The sequence below is a fragment of the Helicobacter mesocricetorum genome, assembly GCF_900198605.1.
Lineage (GTDB): Bacteria > Campylobacterota > Campylobacteria > Campylobacterales > Helicobacteraceae > Helicobacter_D > Helicobacter_D mesocricetorum.
In genome coordinates, this window is record NZ_FZPJ01000006.1 from 1 (window position 1) to 17,770 (window position 17,770).

Sequence of the window (17,770 nt, forward strand, 5' to 3'; positions counted from 1 at the left end):
GTGCTTGTATATTCTTTATTGGAGCTAAAAAGCAAGAAATCTGGCTTTTCTAGCTTGCCTTGAATGATTTTTTCCTCTTGTCTTATACACTCCCAGCCCAAAATCTCTAGCACTTTAGCGATGAAATCATCTTCAAATTGATGCTCATTTTGCTTTTGGAATCTTGTTTTATCATAGAGGGCTTTTATGGATTCTAGGGCGAGTTTGGCTTTTGATTCATTTTTGGCAAACGCATAGATTTGTGGAAAAGACACTTCTAGGGTGTGGCTTGTAAAAAGGTTGTTGTTAAGATAATTTTGATAGGGAGATTTTTGCATCACTTATACTTTCTTTTAAATTTTAAATTATTAAAACTGCTTTTGGCGGCATTATCCTTGAAACCTTGAAATTTAACGCAAGTAGCAATCTTTTGGTTTGCTGTAAAATGCTTTTTTGTAGTTCATTGTTCTACCTCTATGTTCTACCTCTATACCCAACAAGCTTTGATTATATTTTATTAATCTTTGTCGCAGTTCTACTTTATATTTAATATTATCTACATACTTTAATACAATTTTATCACCCACTAAATTATCAAGTATGGCGTCTGAATCTTTAAAGTTTAACCTTATTGCTTTTTTAGCACTTTTATCAAGGCTTAAAATCTTATGGGAGTTTGCATCAATATAGATTAAATTTTGCCAATTATCAATTGCTTTTAGCGCATCAATATCCTTTGCGTAATAAAAAGGCACGATATGGTGAAGCTCAAAACGAACATCTTTTTGCACTCCGTGTTGCTCAAAATATTCTGTTTTGATTAAACTGCTGCGTTTAAATGTAATCTCTTGACCATTGATATTAGCTTTAAGCAATAGTCTTTGTTTTTCTGTATCGTATTCAAATAAAGACATTAAATCAAAGCTATCAAACATACTTTGCGTTTCATTTCTCCAATTATGAAAGTCTCTCTTGTTTGTTTTGTTGCCCATAAAATTTTCAGGCAAACAGAATTCATTTATTACATCTTCTACAACTTTGGCTCTGGACTTTAAACTTCTAAATTCATTAATAAATTCTACTATTTTATCTTTTGTTAGTATGCTATCCTGATATTCCTTGCCAAGATAAGTTACAAAAAACATCATTTCGCTAACACTTATATATTGTGGTTTAAGTGCATTCAAAATATCTAAAACATCTTGCACTACTCCATCAAAGACGAAATCCAAAGCAATCCCTAATATTCTTTGCACTTCAAAAATATCTCTTGAATGGATAAAATCCAAGCCTTTTTGTGAAATCTTGACATATCTATATCGTGATTTTTTATCAATATCACACAATTCTTTTCTCTTGTTAAATCTGTCAATAAATCCCATTCTTTGCAGATTCACAAAAATAATCTTACGCATACCCATATCCGTAATACTTTTACCAAGATTCAACAAATCTCTATTAACATTTTTTAAATATTTGCAAAAATCTTGCTCCTCATCACCATAACGATAATTATCGCGTATATCGCCTTGAGTATGTAGCAGCAAATCATCTTGCGGCAAATGTTTTAAAACTATTTTGATATATTCTGCACTCCAACGATAATGTTGCAACTTATGTGTTCCTCTATAATCGTTTCTCAACACTCTATGATAAAGAAATTTTAAACAATCAAGCGCAGGATTTATTCCTATTAATTTATCTTCAAATTCTTTTTGCGTCATTTACCCTCCTTTATCTCTAAACTAGAATCTAAATAATTCCTATTTAATTCACATCCTATGTAATTTCTCCCTAATTCTCTAGCCACCATACTTGTAGTGCCACCACCAGCAAATAAATCTAGCACTAAATCCCCTTCTTTAGAGCTTGCTTTAATCATTCTCTCTATCATTTCTTTTGGTTTTGGGGTAGGGTGATTGAGTTTTTGCACCTTGCCATTAACCTTTTGCTTATGTCTCTCACTCACTATCTCCCACACATCTGGACAAAGCTTTCCTTTCTCATTAGGATACCAACGCTTACCATTTTTTAAGATTCCTTTTTCTCTTGCGTGTGCCATTCTTTGCGTAGATTCATAAGGTATTCTTATAGAATCACAATCAAAATAGTAATTTTTAGAATCCATTGTATAAAATAAAATGGATTCTTGATTGTTTAAGAATCTCTTTTTTGTATAACTCAAGCCGTCTTTTTTATACCAAGTAATAAAGTTTTGAAATACCGCCTTTCCTCGTAAGTAATGCAAAAATAAAGCACAATGATAAGGCGTATTAAAAATATAAAAACTCCCATTTGGTTTTATTTTTTGCAACATTAAATCAATCCAAACAAAGCTAAAATCTAAAAATTCTTGCTCATTTTTAAACTTATCCCAATCTGCTACCTTAAGATTATAAGGAGGGTCAATAATTGCCAAATCCGCATAATCATCTGGCAAAGATTCTAAAAAATCTATTATATTTTGTATGTAAATTGTGTTATATTGCAAAGCGGAGTTCATTAAAACAATTCTCCTTGCAATTTTTCCTCTATGACACTCTTATAATGTGCATAAAGTTCATACCCTATATAATTTCTTTTGAGTTCTTTAGCAACCTTTAATGTTGTCCCACTTCCCGCAAAAGGGTCTAACACTACATCTCCTACAAAAGAATAAAGCTTAATAAGGCGATAAGGTATAACTTCGGGCATAATGGCTGAATGCTTCCCAAAAGCACTATCGCTTTTGTTTGGAATAGGAATATGCCAAATTTGTTTTGTGTATTCCACCCATTCTTTTTGACTAAGTTTGCTTTGTTCCTTTATCTCTTGTGGAATCTTATTGTTTGGTTTGCCATCTTTAACATAAACACTTATAAATTCGCTTGTATTTTGTGCATAAAAATTGCGTGGATAAGGATAGCTTCCAAACATTAGTGATTTTGTCGTATTCGTGCGATTCCAGATATACAAATCAAGCAAAAATAATGGGGTAGATTCTAAAATACTATGCTGAATACCGCTTTGCAAGTCAAAAATATGGCGATTGTAATGTGTGTTTAAATCCTTTTTAAGCATAGGCATTAAAGGCACATTGATACAGAGTTTGCCATTTGGTTTTAACACCCTATAGCATTCCTCCCAAACTTGCAATAAACCATTAATATACTCTTTATAATCGTTGATTGCACCTAAATCCTCTTTTTTAGATTCTGAATATTGTATATTTTGGTAGCCATTTTTAGAATAATCTTTGATATTAAAATAAGGTGGGGATGTGATGATTAAATCCACACTGTTATTCAATACCTCCTTCATATCAGTGCTAGATTTGTATAATATTTGATTAATGGGATTTGTTGCTATCATAACTTTAATACATTTAATTTTGATGTTACCATTAGCATATTTATATTGGATGTTATCATTACCCCCTCCCATCTTCTAGCACTTTTATTTCCCCACTCGATTCTATCTCCAAAACCACATAAGGCAATCCTTGCTTATTTAACTCTTGCATAAAACAATCGGGGTCGTTTTGTTCCATATTCCACACCCCTGCTCCATTTTGAGAATCCACACCCTGCGTCTCGCCACCTTTTGGCATATCTTTATTAAGCTCTAAACGCTTGGTATTGTAAGATTTCACATTAGAATCTAAAGAATGTGTATCTTGCTTAAGATTTGCAGGTTGTGCCGAAAAATCCGATTGAGATAAGGCTGTGTGCCTATCGATTGAGGATTTTTCAAGCTCCTGCGAAGATTGAGTAAGAGACACATTCTTGCTTGCACCGATCCCCCATTTACCCTCACATATTAACTTCGCCCCAATCATCGCAGGCACACCTGTGGTATAGCTCACCCCTTGCGCATTGACTTCCTCATAGCATTTCTCATGCTCACATACATTATAAATATAAATCGTGCGTTCCACTCCGTCTTTCACCCCACGCATATAGCAGCCGATATTTGTCTTGCCTTTTGTGCGGCTTGCTAGGCTCGCAGGGTCGGGCAGAAGCGTCTTTAGCACCTCGATAGGCACGATTTTTTGCCCCTTATGCTCCACACTATCCACACGCAAAAGCCCGATGTTCTCAAGACATTTCATATGCGTGAGATAGCTTTCTCCAAAGGTCATAAAAAAGCGGATTCTTTTAAGCCCCCGCACATTGCGCACCAAAGATTCCAATTCCTCGTGATATAAAAGATAGGAGTTTTTCGCGCCCACTTCGGGATAATCCCATTCTTTCATCAATGCAAGAGGTGCGATGTCGCGCCACTCCCCGCCAAAATAACTCTCATTTCGTAAATCCTGCGTGTTGGATTCAAGCGCAAAATGCTTCTCTTCACGCTCAAACTTGCGATAGATTCTATCTTGTTGCAAATCGGGGTTTAGATTTAAATCTAGCTCTGAAACAATGCTTACTTCAGCTTTGCTTGATTGTTGGTTGTGGGATTCTTTATCCACCCCCCTGCCCTCTCGTTCCGGGAGGGGGGGGACGATGGTAGAATCCTCCGCAAGAGAGGGGGGAGTAGGCTGAGATTCTTCGCCTAAAGGCTCAGAATGACAATTTTTCCCTTTGTTATACTGAGGCTCTAAAAAAGCCGAAGTACCTCTAAAGGATTCTTCAGCCTTGCTTTGCAAGACTTCAGAATGACAAAAATACTTGCTAGAATCCCACACCCAATACCTAGCCTTTGAGCTAACCTCACGCAAATTAATTTCGGGATTGAAATTTGTCGCAAACGCATAGCCGTGGTCCCCTGCGTTGCAATCCAAAATATCAATAGCGTGAATCTCATCAAAATAATGCTTCTGCGCATAAGCACAAAAGACATTTGTAACACCCGGGTCAAACCCGCTGCCTAGCAGGGCGAAAATCCCCGCTTCTTTGTAACGCGTATCATACGCCCATTGCTCTTTATACTCAAAATGCGCAGAATCTGGGTGTTCGTAGTTTGCCGTATCTAAATAATGTGTTTTCGTCCTTAAACACGCTTCCATAATGCTCAAATCTTGATAGGGAAGCGCGACATTCACGACAAGCTTAGGTTTAACACGTTCAATCAATGCCACAAGCTCCTCTACATTATCCGCATCCACAGAGCAAATCTCAATCTCGCCCAATCCCTTAGAGCGGATAGAATCCGCAATCACCTTACATTTCTCAAGTGTACGTGAAGCAAGCACAATGCGTGAAAATACCCCACGATTTTTCGCCATTTTGTGCGCCACCACGCCACCAACACCCCCCGCACCAATTTGTAAAACAACTGCCATATAAAGCCCTCTTAGTAAATTTATTTGAAATTCTACAAAAACATTATAAAGTTTTCGTAAAATGAATAGCCCCTATTTAAGAATACTTTCTAAGGATATTTTTAATATTTTTAAGAAAAATCTTAGTAGAATATGCTTCTTTAAAAAACAAAGGAGGGTATATGCCTCTGGTGGGCATCGTGGGCTTCAAACCCATTTGAGCGGATAGGTGTCTATTTGCTGGAGAGTTCGATTCTCTCACCCTCTCGCCACTTAGTCATTAGAGGTGTATTATTAAAACATTGCCAAAGTTAAATTATAGAATAACGTTTATTGCCTTTTTGATTATCTCTGGGATATTTTCAATATTTGGAAGTCTTGGTTGGCTGGGAAACTTTGGTCAATCTTATGCAAATTTACATTTCAAGCTTTTTGGATATTTAGGATACATTTGGCTTTTTTTTCTGGCTTATTTATGCGCTAAAATCAACTACCCTCTAAAGTTTAATCAACAATTTTTAGAAAAATCTCTAGGCATTAGCCTAATTATTATTGCCCTTTTAATGTTGCAAAGCCTTTTTCTTACAGATAGTGGTATGTTTGGAATAGCACTTAATAGCATATTGCAACCTCTTATTAGAGCCGTTGGTGTGTTTTTATTAAGCTGTATAATTTTATCCCTTGGAATTATGCTTTTTCTACAAATAAACTTCAAAGAATCTTATTCTTTGTTTATCAAAGATATTAAAAAAGATTGGAATAATTTATCAAAAAACCTTAGTTTTTATAAAAAACTCCAAAACCTCTTCTCATATTCTAAAAATTCTTTAAACAAAATACAATCTTCGTCCCCCTCCCCTCGTCCTTTAACCCTTGAAGAATTAATTGATAGATCTTCACAAAATCAAGAAAACTTCCATCAACCCAAAGAAGAAGAAAAAAACCAAGATATTCAAGACCAAGATATTCAAGATAATGCCAAAGAAGATATGCTATTAATGCCTTCACCAAACACCACTGAAAGTATTGATGAGGCAAGAGATGGCAGTGAATTACTTATTTATGAAAAAGATGAACAAAGTTCAGAAGAATCCTTTTTAGAAGAAGAGAAAGAAGATATTTCTTCAAAAATTAGGTTAATCCCCATTAAAGACATTCAACAAAAAAATCTGCAAAATTTCGTGCATATTGACCCAAAAGACGCTATGGAAAGGTTAAAAAAAATCGAAAAAACCCTCTATAAAGAGCCACAATCTCAAGAAAACACCTTAAAATTAATCCCAAAATCAGAGATTCAATCTCCACAACCCCCCGAACAGCCTGTAGAATTCATCAAAGAACCTCCAAAAGAATCTAAAAAAATTAAACCCATTAAAACCTACCCAAAAGATCTCTATTCCCCCAAACCCTTTAGTGCTTATTTAGAAGATAATAATACCCCTACAAAAGAAATTATTCCCTCTATTAACGAAGATACAACACTTCCTAATACGATTTTTTACTACACCAAAAAAGACACTCAAACTCCACAAGAAATGCCACAAGAAGAAAAAATTCCACAAACCACAGAATATTTGCAAAATACTCCTTTAACTGCTCCCACAACGCAGACCACAGAAGACCCCTCTAAAGAAAACCACACAAAAAGTGATTTACCCACAACTACTCCCATACAAACAGAATCTAAAACTTCGCAGTCTTTGCCACAAAATCGGACTTATGAAAGCCCTAAAAATTATTCAACCGATTTCTTTTGCAATAATGAAATTCCCCTTTATGGACTTACTAATGTTACCCCTCATCATCAAATCCCTACACCGCAAAATCCATCACCTAATCCCATTGACACACAACCCAAACAAGATAAGGTGCAATCCACCCCAACACCCTTGCAATCTCAAGACATATCCCAAGAATTACCCCCTAAAGAAACTTCTTCAGCCAAAACACCACAAGTCCCTCAAATAAAGACTCTAAAAGAAAATGAGGCTTTGCTACACCAAATGGATTATAATGCCACGCAAGAATCTAAAGATCAAAACTTCATATTGCCTAAACTAGACTTTCTACAACTACCCAAAGAAGAAAGAATCGAAATTGATGAGAGTGAAATTGACAAAAAAATCAATGATTTATTAAGTAAATTACGAATGTTTAAGATTGAAGGTGATATTGTCTGCACTTATTCTGGACCTATTGTAACAACCTTTGAATTCCGCCCAAGCCCTAATGTCAAGGTTTCAAGAATCCTAACCCTTCAAGATGATTTAGCAATGGCACTAAGGGCAAAAACCATTAGGATTCAAGCTCCTGTTCCGGGTAAAGATGTCGTAGGAATAGAAATTCCCAACAATCAAATCCAAACCATTTACCTAAGAGAGATTTTAGAAAATGATTTATTCCAAAGCTCAACCTCTCCGCTTACCCTAGCACTTGGCAAAGATATCGTAGGAAACCCCTTTATCACGGATTTAAAAAAGCTCCCTCATTTGCTTATTGCAGGAACCACAGGGAGTGGCAAGAGCGTGGGGATTAATGCGATGATTCTCTCCTTACTCTATAAAAATACACCTGATGAATTAAAGCTTATTATGATTGATCCAAAAATGCTAGAATTTAGCATTTATAACGATATTCCCCATCTATTAACCCCTGTTATCACGCAGCCCAAAAAAGCCATTATCGCACTTGATAACACCGTAAAAGAAATGGAGAGACGTTATGCGCTAATGAGTGAAGTAAGGACAAAAAACATAGAGGGCTATAACCAAAAAGCCCAAATAGAAGGCTTTGAACCCTTCCCTTATATTGTTGTTATCATTGATGAATTAGCAGATTTAATGATGAGTGGGGGCAAAGAAGCGGAAATTTCCATCTCTCGTTTAGCGCAAATGGCAAGGGCTAGCGGAATCCACTTAATCGTTGCCACCCAAAGACCAAGCGTTGATGTGGTTACAGGTATCATTAAAGCCAATTTACCCTCTCGCATTAGCTATAAAGTAGGGCAAAAAATAGATTCTAAAGTGATTTTAGATACCTTTGGTGCTGAATCACTCTTAGGAAAAGGGGATATGTTATTTACTCCACCAAGTGGAGGTATCGTCCGCCTACACGCACCTTGGAGTACAGAACAAGAAATTGAGGAAATTGTAAATTTTATTAAATCCCAAAGAAGTGCAAACTATGATGAAAACTTCACACCAAGCGAAGATGAGACTTTAGGATTGCGTTATGAAGGGGAAACTGATGAACTCTATGAAGAAGCCAAGCAAATTATCTTAAATGACGGAAAAACCTCTATTAGCTACATACAAAGACGACTAGGTATTGGATACAATAAGGCAGCAAATATTATCGAACAAATGCAAACAAGAGGATTTTTAAGTGAGCCAAATGCAAAAGGTGTGCGAGAGATTTTAGAAAAATAGTTAAAATCCCTCCCTTAAAAACTCCATTTTAGAGATTTATCAAAGTTTTACATCATTAAACCTCACACTTAAGACAAAATGCACTATTGCACACAAATAAATACACCCAAAACACGTACACTCAAGCAATATCTTGGAAACAATATCTTAAAAGTTAAAAATATAATGGAATCCTTTTTGCTTTGTCCTCTAAAGATTAAAATTTAGAGGATATTATGGTTATAAATCAAGGCTTAGGTGCTCTTAATGATGTATTCAATGAAGCAAATCGCCTCTTAAGCAATGAGAAAAAAGCTTCCATTTCATCACAAAAGCTAGATAAAATCACTCCTAAAACTCAAGAATCCCCAAAAAATGAGGAAAATGCAGCACAACAAGAGCGAACCACTTATGGGCTAATTAGCTTAGAGCTTATGAATGATGAACAATACAGAGCCTTCCAAAGAGTAACTGCAAGTATGTCGCATAATGAAAAAATCTCCATCGCCCAAATGCTAACAAGGGCTGGAAATTTAAATGTGAGTGTGGAGAGGATTAAACAGCAAGAGAAAAACTTAGCCCAAGAAGAAGTCAAAGGATTTTTAGGCATTACTCAACAAGGATGGGAAAATATCGCCAAAGACTTTCAAAACAATCTTAACAATCTAAACCACGATAATAATCTCTACTCTAAAACTTATAATAAGAATCCAACAAGCAATTATAATGATATTTTAAGAAAAAACCAAGACGCCAAAACACAAAGAATCTTGCGGGAATTTGCCCATGCAATCCACCTTGGCAATACACAAATTGACACTTTAAGCTAATACTCTTTAATGATAATTTAAAACAAAAATGCTACAATTCACTTCTTTTTTGTTTGGTATGCCAAGGTAGCTCAGCTGGTTTAGAGCGCTGGTCTCATAAGCCGGAGGTCGGGGGTTCGAGTCCCCCCTTTGGTACCAAATGCGCTCATAGCTCAGCTGGATAGAGCAACGGCCTTCTAAGCCGTAGGTCAGAGGTTCGAATCCTCTTGGGCGTACCATTATTTACACACCATTGCTTACTTTATCCACAATAACTTTATGATTATATAGCTTGATATTTAGGAAACTTATCAGAGTAGAGACGATACAAAAGAAAATAATAAAATGGCGGAGCGGACGGGGCTCGAACCCGCGACCCCCTGCGTGACAGGCAGGTATTCTAACCAGCTGAACTACCGCTCCAATGGTGGTCGCTATAAGACTCGAACTTATGACATCCACCTTGTAAGGGTGGCACTCTACCAACTGAGCTAAGCGACCATTTTGAAGTTAAACCAGTATGTAATAAAAGTGGTGACTCCTAGGGGACTCGAACCCCTGTAGCCACCGTGAAAGGGTGGTATCCTAACCGCTAGATGAAGGAGCCACTTTTATTTAAGTGGTGACCCGCGTTGGATTCGAACCAACGGCCCATTCCTTAAAAGGGAATTGCTCTACCAACTGAGCTAGCGGGTCTTTTAAATTCTAAAACAAAAAGAGTTGCAATTATATAGATAAAATATCCAAAAGTCAATAGACTTCTAAAAAAACCTTTAAGAATAAACCATAGGCATATAAACAAGCTTGCTCTTGTATATAATTCCTATCACCTTTAAAAAGAACGGATTCGATAACTTCTTTACCGCTTTTGGATTTTACACCTATAAAAACTAATCCAACAGGCTTATTAATACTGCCTCCATTAGGTCCAGCAATACCACTTGTAGCAATAGCAAAATCTGCAGATGAAATCTCTAAAGCCCCATCTAACATCTCTCTAACAACCATTTCACTAACTGCACCAAAACTCATAAGACTATTAGAAGAAACTTTTAGCCAAGATTCTTTAACGATATTAGCATAACTTATTACCCCACCATCAAAAACCTCACTAGCACCAGATTCCTTTGTTAAATAATAAGCTAATAATCCACCTGTGCAACTCTCTGCTGTTGTAACTTTCTGACAAGAAGTTTTTAAAAGATGAATAATAGTTTTTGCCAAATTAAAACTAGGGATAATTTTATTCCTAAAAATACTATTAACTTCTAGCAAAAAATTTTCTAAATCCCCATTTTTGGCGACTAAAATCTCCAATCCTGAAAAATCACTCATTATCTCTAAATCTACTTTAAAAGTGCGCATTGTAGGTTTAAGTAGCTCTAAAGCACTCTTGCAATCCAACCCCAAGAGAAATAAAACAAGGTATTTATTGCAAATGCCTAAAAAATCTTCAGAATTTTTAGGATAATCTTGCAAAAATATTTTTTTCTCTCCATAAAACACCTTATAAGTATCAACTTCTTCTTGTATGGACACTCTATAATTTTGGTGAAACCACTCTAAGATTGAGGGAAAATGTCCTTTTGGGGATAAAATCAAACATTGTTTAGAACTTTGTAATACAAACCTTAGAGCATCAAAATCCATAGGATCTAAATCAGAAAAAATGATTTTATGAATCTTTCCAAATATCTCTTCTCCATAACGTATGGAAAAATCTCTAAGGGGCTTTAGAGTATAAAATTTCTCGCCAACACAAAATAAACTATTCAATTTCTAATCCTTAAGGTAAAATTTTATCTTTTTAATAGTAAAATAAATTAACTTTAGAATTTATTGCGGAGGTAATTATGAGCAAGGTTTTAGTCGTTAGACCAGAAGATGAAAATCCAGAAGAAGTGTATAACTCAAAAGGAAAGTTAAATAAAAAATTTTACGAAAAAGAGATAGAAAAGCTACAAATAGAACTTATTAAACTGCAAAATTGGGTTAAAAAGCATCAAAAAAAGATTATTGTAATCCTAGAAGGAAGAGATGCAGCTGGAAAGGGTGGAACTATCAAAGCCTTAAGAGAACATCTAAATCCCAGAGGTGCAAGAGTAGTAGCACTACAAAAACCAAGTGATGTAGAAAAAACACAATGGTATTTTCAAAGATACATTGATGAATTACCCAATGGTGGAGAAATAGTATTTTTTGATAGAAGCTGGTATAATCGCGCTGGAGTAGAAAAAGTAATGAACTTTTGCTCAAATGAACAATATAAAGAATTCATCATTCAAGTTTCTCATTTGGAACAAATGCTTATTGAAAGTGGCTATATTTTATTTAAATTCTTCTTAGATGTCGGGAGAGAAGAGCAAAGAAAGAGAATAGAAAGCCGTAAAGATGAACCACTAAAACGATGGAAACTAAGCCCTATTGATGAACTTTCGCTTAATTTATGGGATGAATATACAGAAGCTTTTGAAAAAATGTTTTCTCGCACACATACTCCTTTTGCACCTTGGCTTATCATAGATTCAAATGATAAAAAACGCGCAAGAATAAATCTTGCTAGAATTCTCTTATCAAAGATTGATTATGAAGATAAAGACGCTACAAGTGTTTGCTTATTAGCTGACCCGGGAATTGTTACTCATTATTCCAGCGTAAAAACATTTTCCACAGAAGATAAAAAAGAGAAAGAAAAAGAAAAAAAGGAAAAGAAAAAGAAAAAATAAAATGATTAAAGCTTTTTAATCTTAACGATTAAAAAGCACACCTATCCCAACTCGATTAATAGAATTATTATAATCTCTCAAACTCTCCCCATAACCATTAAAATACTGCAAATAAAAGTAAAGATTCTTATAAATAGGATAAGAATAATCTACTAAAACAGCACCTTTATTAGAATATTTTAAATTATTCCTTATAGAAAAAGTAAAAAGATGCTTAGAGTATAAATACCCCAAAAACAACTCTCCAAAACCTAAATAATTTGTAATATCAGGATTATCATCTTTATCCCTATTCTCTGGTATTCTATACCACATTTTTAGACCCATAATAAAATCATTCTTACTATAAATCCCTTTGATAAAAAGTCTATCCCAACTCCTAGAATTCAATACATCTCCCCCATTGCTTTGATGCATATAGCCAACATCGATTCTATGGAAAAACAAAGGATAATCTTTAATGGGATAACTAAGATAGAGTTTTGGCTCATAATTACTCTCCCGAAATGGTCGCGAATTTTCATTATCATAAAGTTGCCAAAAACTCCTTTGCGTGTAAGCAAAATATAAATCCAAATCTTCAATAAATAAACTGCTATACAATCGTTTTTTGATACTAATTTGAAACTTTGCTTCCACTTTTTTGCCTTGTTTTGTCTCTTTATTATTAGTTGCATTAAAGGGTAAAGCATAATTAAATTTATCTGGCTCAAACCCTAAAAATTCACCAAAAAACCGATTGCGCTCAAAATAACTCTCATAAGCAGTTTTTTGATGAACTTCTATGGCATTACTATCAGATGAATTATTTTTATCTATCTCCATTTTATCTTCTAAATTACTATTTTTTAAGGATTGGACAAGTTCATCTTGCGGGGTATTTGGGGAATCATCTTGTAAGATAGTAATATAAAAATTTTCATTATCAGGGAGTGTCAAATGGAGATTTTTTGTTTGCTGTGTATTGACATCTATAATCTCTTTAATCTTCATATTGCTATCTAAAATAAGAAATTTTAAATTTTTATCAGGCTGAAACTTAAAATTCTCCTCATCAATATCAATTTGTCCGCTAAACAAATACATTAAAGATGCTAAAAATAAAAGTATAATTTTTATAACTTGCACAACAAAGATCCAGATTAAATTTTTAAGAAAGGTGATAAATTATAACAACTTACAAAAACTTTTGTCAATTCTTTAATAGTGTGTATTTTAAGTTAATTTAAAATATAATAGCAGGAGTGTTAAGATTTGATAAATTATAGATAAATAGGCTTTAGATGACACACATTATTGGTGCTTTGTTTTTACGTGAGTTAAAAACACGATTTGGAAAAAACAAGAGACTTGGTTATTTTTGGGTAATTGGCGAACCAATGTCTCATATTATTTTTTTTCTTATTATTTTCACACTTATTCGTGTTAGAGACATTCCACAAGTCCCCATTGAAATGTTTTTAGTAACCGGATTTGTCCCTTTTTTTATGTTTAGAAATATTATCCAACAAATTATGGCAGGAGTTTCGGCTAATCTTGCCTTAATGGCATACAAACCCGTTAAGCCCATTCATATTTTCATTGCTAGGGCATTATTAGAAGTATGTATTTACTTCACGGTTTTTGTCTTATTTATGATTGGTTTTGGTTGGTTTTTAGATTTACCCATTTTACCTATGAATTTTTTAGAAGTTGCAACTGCCTTTATAGGACTAGCACTCTTGGGTTTTAGCTTAGGAGTTTGTTTGGCTTTCCTTAGTAGCGAATTAGAATATACACAAATCTTTATTAACTATGGAATCAATATCTTGTATTTTGCTTCGGCTGTTTTATATCCTCTATGGATTTTGCCTAATCATATTGTAGATGTTTTACTTTATAATCCCATATTACAATTCCTAGAAATTCTTCGAGAGAATTATTTTAGAGGGTATCCTACTATATCAGGCGTTAGTTTCATCTATCCTTTCTCCTTTAGTATCATTTTGCTTTTTATGGGGCTTTGGTATTATTATTTTAGGTATAAATACTTAGGACGCATTAAATGATTACACTTAAAAATGTTACAAAATCCTATCCATTAAGTAATGGAAAAAGGCACTATGTGTTTAAAGACTTAAGCTTTGAATTCCCTGATGATTGCAGCATTGGACTTATGGGTAAAAATGGTGCTGGAAAATCCACTTTAATGCGAATACTAGGAGGAATGGATATGCCAGATAGAGGCAAAGTCATTACAGACAAAAAAATATCTTTTCCCATAGGACTTGGCTCCTCTTTTCAAGCTTCTCTTAGTGCAAGAGATAACATAAAATTCCTTGCACGAGTTTATGGCAATAAAGGGGATAAACTAAGAGAAAAAGTTGCTTTTGTAGAAGACTTTGCAGATATTGGGAAGTTTTTTGATGAGCCTGTTGGGATTCTCTCTTCTGGTATGCGTGCTAGAGTAACCTTTGGAATGAGTATGGCTTTTGACTTTGATTATTATTTAGTAGATGAAGCAGGAGCGGTTGGAGACCCTACTTTTAAGAAAAAAAGCGAAGCACTTTATCAAGAAAAGCTAAGTAACGCAAAGGTTATTATTGTATCTCACAATGTGGCAGAGATTAAAAAATGGTGTGATAAAATTATCATTTTAAAAGAAGGGATTGCTACAATATATGACGATGTTGATGAAGGTATCCAAATCTATCAAGGACAATAAATGGGAAAATTAGAAAGATTATTTCAAAAACAACCCACTTTTCAAAAGACATTGCCCTTTTTAAAAAGCTTTAAAATCATTTATGTATTAATGATTCCAGTTATTATTTATTATCTATTCATCGCCTCTGATCGCTATGTAAGCTCTATGATTTTGAGTGTTCGATCCATCAGCGGTGATATTGCACCTGCTTTGGGGTTAGCCTCTCTTGTAGGTGTCCATACAGGTGCTAGAGAAGATATTTTATTCTTACAGCAGTATATTCACTCCGTAGATATGCTAAAGTTATTAGATAAAGAGATTAATCTACACACACTCTACCAAAACCAAAAACTAGATTTTTTCTATACCCTCTCCCAAGAAGATAGTATAGAAAACTTCCTAAAATTCTATCAAAATCGGACAAAAATTGTATTAAATCAAGATACTGGATTATTAGAAATTCAAGTTGAGGGCTTCACTCCCCAAGATTCACAAACCATTGCTAATGCCATCTTAAAAGAATCAGAACGTTTTATTAATGAAATCTCTCACAAAGCCGCTAGAGAGCAAATGATTTTTGCAGAAAAAGAACTCTCCAATGCCAAGGAACGATTACAAAACTCTCAAAATGCTTTATTGACTTTTCAAAGTCAATATGGAGTCTTTGACCCTTTAAAACAAGCTGAAGCTAAAGCCAAATTAACGGCTGATATTGAAGGCAAATTAGCCCAAAAAGAATCCGAACTCTTTACAATACAAAGCTATCTTAACGATAACGCACCGCAAATTATTCTATTAAAATCCGAAATTGAAGCCCTTAAAAGACAATTAAATAAAGAAGTTTCAAAAATCGTCTCTTCTAAAACCTCTCAACGACTGAATGATTTGATAGCTAAATTCCAAGATTTAAGTATTGAAGTAAAATTTGCACAAGATGCTTATACTACCGCTTTAAAAGCTATTGAATCAGCACGTATTGAATCTAGTCGTAAGATTAAACAACTTATTGTCATACAAGGAGCTAATGAGCCACAATCCCCGACTTATCCAAAAAAGTTATATAATATTCTTACGATTTTTGCTATCTTAGCACTTTTATTTGGGATTATAAAACTCATCAATATGATTATAGAGGAGCACAGATACTAATGAAAACTTTATTCCAATTATTATTTATTAATATACTTCTTTTTTCTTTTGCTTACAGCATAGAATCCTCTACAACCTCTGCTAATATCTCCCAAATCTTTGCTCAAGCACAAAACAATACAAACACAACCTCTACCCAATCAACGGATATGCTAACAGATAATTTGATACCAAACTCTCAAGATGCCCTCAATCATATCCAAAATTCAACTACTACAAAAGTATTTGGCTTCCATCTCTTTAATGGTAACTTCACCCAAGCTTCTCAATTCCTTTACAATCCAGATTACAAAATTGCTATAGGTGATAAGATAAACTTCAGAATGTGGGGTGCTGTTGAATTTCATAAAGAATTAATGGTCGATTCTCAAGGAAATATCTTCATTCCAGCTGTTGGAGCTGTTAATCTCTTAGGTGTTAGAAATGGGGATTTAGTCAAAGTTTTAAAATCTAGTATTGCTAAAATTTATAAGAATAATGTTTTTGTTTATGCGGATATGAATGTTTATCAAAATGTATCTATTTTTATTACAGGAAATGTCAATAAGCCGGGTCTCTATCAAGGATTAAGCTCCGATTCTATCGTGCAATACCTAGATAAAGCCGGTGGAATCAACTTAGAATATGGTAGCTTTAGAGATATTGAAATACTGCGAGATAACAAACCTATTTTAAAAATAGATTTATACAATTTTCTCTTAAATGGTAAAGTCCAATTATTTCCTTTTAGGACAGGTGATGTTATTTTGGTAAAAAATGTCCAACAATATGTTTCAGTTACTGGAGAAGTCCAAAAACCTTACCGATTCGAATTAAAAGACGATATAAAAACACTAGAAGATATTGCCACTATCTCTGGTGCTAAACCCATAGTAACTAATGCTATTGTGCGCTCTTATCTCCAAAATAATGTCCTAGATATTACCTCTTATAATAAAAATCAATTCCAAAATGTCTTATTAAAAACAGGAGATGAGATAGAATTTCGTCCCGATTATAATAGCAAGAATATTAATATCTCTATCGAGGGTGAGCACGATGGCTTACACTCTCTTGTGGTAAAAAAAGGCACAACACTTAAAGAGGTTATAAGATTAATTAAAGTTAATCGCCAATCCAACATAGAGGCTATTCAAGTTTTCCGCAAAAGTGTTGCAAACTCTCAAAAGCAATTAATACAATCCCAGCTAAAAGAACTCGAAACGCTTGCCTTAACTTCATCTTCTATAACAACACAAGAATCAGCTGTAAGAAGCAGTCAGGCAAGTATGATATTAGAATTCATCCAAAGGGCTAAAAATATACAACCAAAAGGACAGATTACGCTTGATAATCAGGAGGCTTATGCCACGACTATATTAGAAGAAGGCGATATCATTAATATCCCGACAAAAAACAATCTTGTGCTTGTTCAAGGTGAGGTAGCCATTCCCGGTGCTTTCATCTATGAACCTCATAAAAATTTACAATACTATATTAAATTAGCTGGTGATTTCACAGAAAGAGCAAACAAAAAAAGAATCTTGCTCATACGAGCCAATGGTAAGGCAGAACGTTATAATGGTAGCTGGTATGCTCTCTCAAGCGCCCCGGGATTAAATCCGGGAGATTCCTTATTAGTGCTACCTGCCATAGAAACAGGTAGAAACTTGCAAGTTACAAGTATCCTAACACAAATTCTTTACCAAATTGCTATTGCTACAAAAGTAGTATTAGACATTAATAAATAATTAAAAACTAAAAAATGGGGGGGGGGGGGCAATACCACCTCC

General features: G+C 34.4%; 13 protein-coding genes, 7 tRNA genes and 2 pseudogenes. 10 read left to right on the forward strand and 12 right to left on the reverse strand.

Annotated features, from left to right (window positions below; all coding sequences use genetic code 11):
* The 6 genes and pseudogenes from C6H18_RS01150 to C6H18_RS09755 form a co-directional block, all read right to left on the reverse strand.
* Nucleotides 1-317: hypothetical protein (locus C6H18_RS01150; protein WP_158654849.1), on the reverse strand; the 317-nt coding region annotated here is incomplete at its 3' end.
* A 72-nt stretch (nt 318-389) separates the two neighbouring features.
* Nucleotides 390-1,703: a hypothetical protein gene (locus C6H18_RS01155; protein ID WP_104721295.1), complete on the reverse strand. Its 1,314-nt coding sequence runs from the start codon at nt 1,701-1,703 to the stop codon at nt 390-392.
* Nucleotides 1,700-2,482, reverse strand: a complete 783-nt coding sequence (locus C6H18_RS01160; protein WP_104721296.1) for a DNA-methyltransferase — start codon at nt 2,480-2,482, stop codon at nt 1,700-1,702. The genes C6H18_RS01155 and C6H18_RS01160 overlap by 4 nt, the downstream gene beginning before the upstream one ends.
* Entirely contained in the window at nt 2,482-3,279 is a 798-nt protein-coding gene (locus C6H18_RS01165) for a DNA-methyltransferase (RefSeq protein WP_104721391.1), read from the reverse strand. The genes C6H18_RS01160 and C6H18_RS01165 overlap by 1 nt, the downstream gene beginning before the upstream one ends.
* A gap of 481 nt (nt 3,280-3,760) precedes the next feature.
* Nucleotides 3,761-4,210, reverse strand: a pseudogene (locus C6H18_RS09750) (saccharopine dehydrogenase family protein); the annotation flags it as partial.
* Nucleotides 4,211-4,645: 435 nt separating this feature from the next.
* Nucleotides 4,646-5,242: pseudogene (locus C6H18_RS09755) on the reverse strand (saccharopine dehydrogenase family protein); the annotation flags it as partial.
* A gap of 152 nt (nt 5,243-5,394) precedes the next feature.
* On the opposite strand from C6H18_RS09755, the gene C6H18_RS09390 reads away from it, so the two are divergent.
* The 5 genes from C6H18_RS09390 to C6H18_RS01190 all read left to right on the forward strand — a co-directional run bounded on the left by C6H18_RS09390 (nt 5,395) and on the right by C6H18_RS01190 (nt 9,676).
* A tRNA-Sec gene (locus C6H18_RS09390) sits at nt 5,395-5,493 on the forward strand.
* Between the two features lie 30 nt (nt 5,494-5,523).
* Nucleotides 5,524-8,649 (forward strand): FtsK/SpoIIIE family DNA translocase, encoded by a 3,126-nt coding sequence (locus C6H18_RS01175; protein ID WP_233704018.1) that lies wholly within the window; start codon nt 5,524-5,526, stop codon nt 8,647-8,649.
* Between the two features lie 215 nt (nt 8,650-8,864).
* Complete coding sequence (locus C6H18_RS01180) at nt 8,865-9,458, forward strand: hypothetical protein (RefSeq protein ID WP_104721298.1); 594 nt, start codon at nt 8,865-8,867, stop codon at nt 9,456-9,458.
* Nucleotides 9,459-9,518: 60 nt separating this feature from the next.
* A tRNA-Met gene (locus C6H18_RS01185) sits at nt 9,519-9,596 on the forward strand.
* Nucleotides 9,597-9,599: 3 nt separating this feature from the next.
* Nucleotides 9,600-9,676, forward strand: a tRNA-Arg gene (locus C6H18_RS01190).
* Nucleotides 9,677-9,783: 107 nt separating this feature from the next.
* Here C6H18_RS01190 and C6H18_RS01195 read toward each other — a convergent pair.
* The 5 genes from C6H18_RS01195 to C6H18_RS01215 form a co-directional block, all read right to left on the reverse strand.
* A tRNA-Asp gene (locus C6H18_RS01195) sits at nt 9,784-9,860 on the reverse strand.
* A gap of 2 nt (nt 9,861-9,862) precedes the next feature.
* Nucleotides 9,863-9,938, reverse strand: a tRNA-Val gene (locus C6H18_RS01200).
* Between the two features lie 31 nt (nt 9,939-9,969).
* Nucleotides 9,970-10,044, reverse strand: a tRNA-Glu gene (locus C6H18_RS01205).
* 13 nt (nt 10,045-10,057) lie between these two features.
* Nucleotides 10,058-10,133, reverse strand: a tRNA-Lys gene (locus C6H18_RS01210).
* Between the two features lie 54 nt (nt 10,134-10,187).
* Nucleotides 10,188-11,213, reverse strand: a complete 1,026-nt coding sequence (locus tag C6H18_RS01215; protein WP_104721299.1) for a CinA family protein — start codon at nt 11,211-11,213, stop codon at nt 10,188-10,190.
* Nucleotides 11,214-11,287: 74 nt separating this feature from the next.
* Here C6H18_RS01215 and ppk2 point away from each other — a divergent pair, with 74 nt between their 5' ends.
* Nucleotides 11,288-12,163 (forward strand): polyphosphate kinase 2, encoded by an 876-nt coding sequence (gene ppk2, locus C6H18_RS01220; protein WP_407645584.1) that lies wholly within the window; start codon nt 11,288-11,290, stop codon nt 12,161-12,163.
* 21 nt (nt 12,164-12,184) lie between these two features.
* Here ppk2 and C6H18_RS01225 read toward each other — a convergent pair whose 3' ends face one another.
* Nucleotides 12,185-13,291, reverse strand: coding sequence for a phospholipase A (locus C6H18_RS01225; RefSeq protein WP_158654850.1), 1,107 nt, complete (start codon nt 13,289-13,291; stop codon nt 12,185-12,187).
* A 155-nt stretch (nt 13,292-13,446) separates the two neighbouring features.
* On the opposite strand from C6H18_RS01225, the gene kpsM reads away from it, so the two are divergent.
* The 4 genes from kpsM to C6H18_RS01245 are packed head-to-tail and all read left to right on the forward strand — an operon-like array spanning nt 13,447 to nt 17,728.
* Nucleotides 13,447-14,211 carry a capsule polysaccharide transporter KpsM gene (gene kpsM, locus C6H18_RS01230; RefSeq protein WP_104721302.1) on the forward strand — a complete coding sequence of 255 codons (765 nt, stop codon included), beginning with the start codon at nt 13,447-13,449 and terminating at the stop codon, nt 14,209-14,211.
* Nucleotides 14,208-14,867: an ABC transporter ATP-binding protein gene (locus tag C6H18_RS01235; RefSeq protein WP_104721303.1), complete on the forward strand. Its 660-nt coding sequence runs from the start codon at nt 14,208-14,210 to the stop codon at nt 14,865-14,867. The genes kpsM and C6H18_RS01235 overlap by 4 nt, the downstream gene beginning before the upstream one ends.
* Nucleotides 14,868-15,998 carry a capsule biosynthesis protein gene (locus C6H18_RS01240; RefSeq protein ID WP_104721304.1) on the forward strand — a complete coding sequence of 377 codons (1,131 nt, stop codon included), beginning with the start codon at nt 14,868-14,870 and terminating at the stop codon, nt 15,996-15,998. It abuts the gene before it with no gap.
* Nucleotides 15,998-17,728 carry a polysaccharide biosynthesis/export family protein gene (locus tag C6H18_RS01245; RefSeq protein ID WP_104721305.1) on the forward strand — a complete coding sequence of 577 codons (1,731 nt, stop codon included), beginning with the start codon at nt 15,998-16,000 and terminating at the stop codon, nt 17,726-17,728. The genes C6H18_RS01240 and C6H18_RS01245 overlap by 1 nt, the downstream gene beginning before the upstream one ends.
* Nucleotides 17,729-17,770 lie beyond the last annotated feature (42 nt).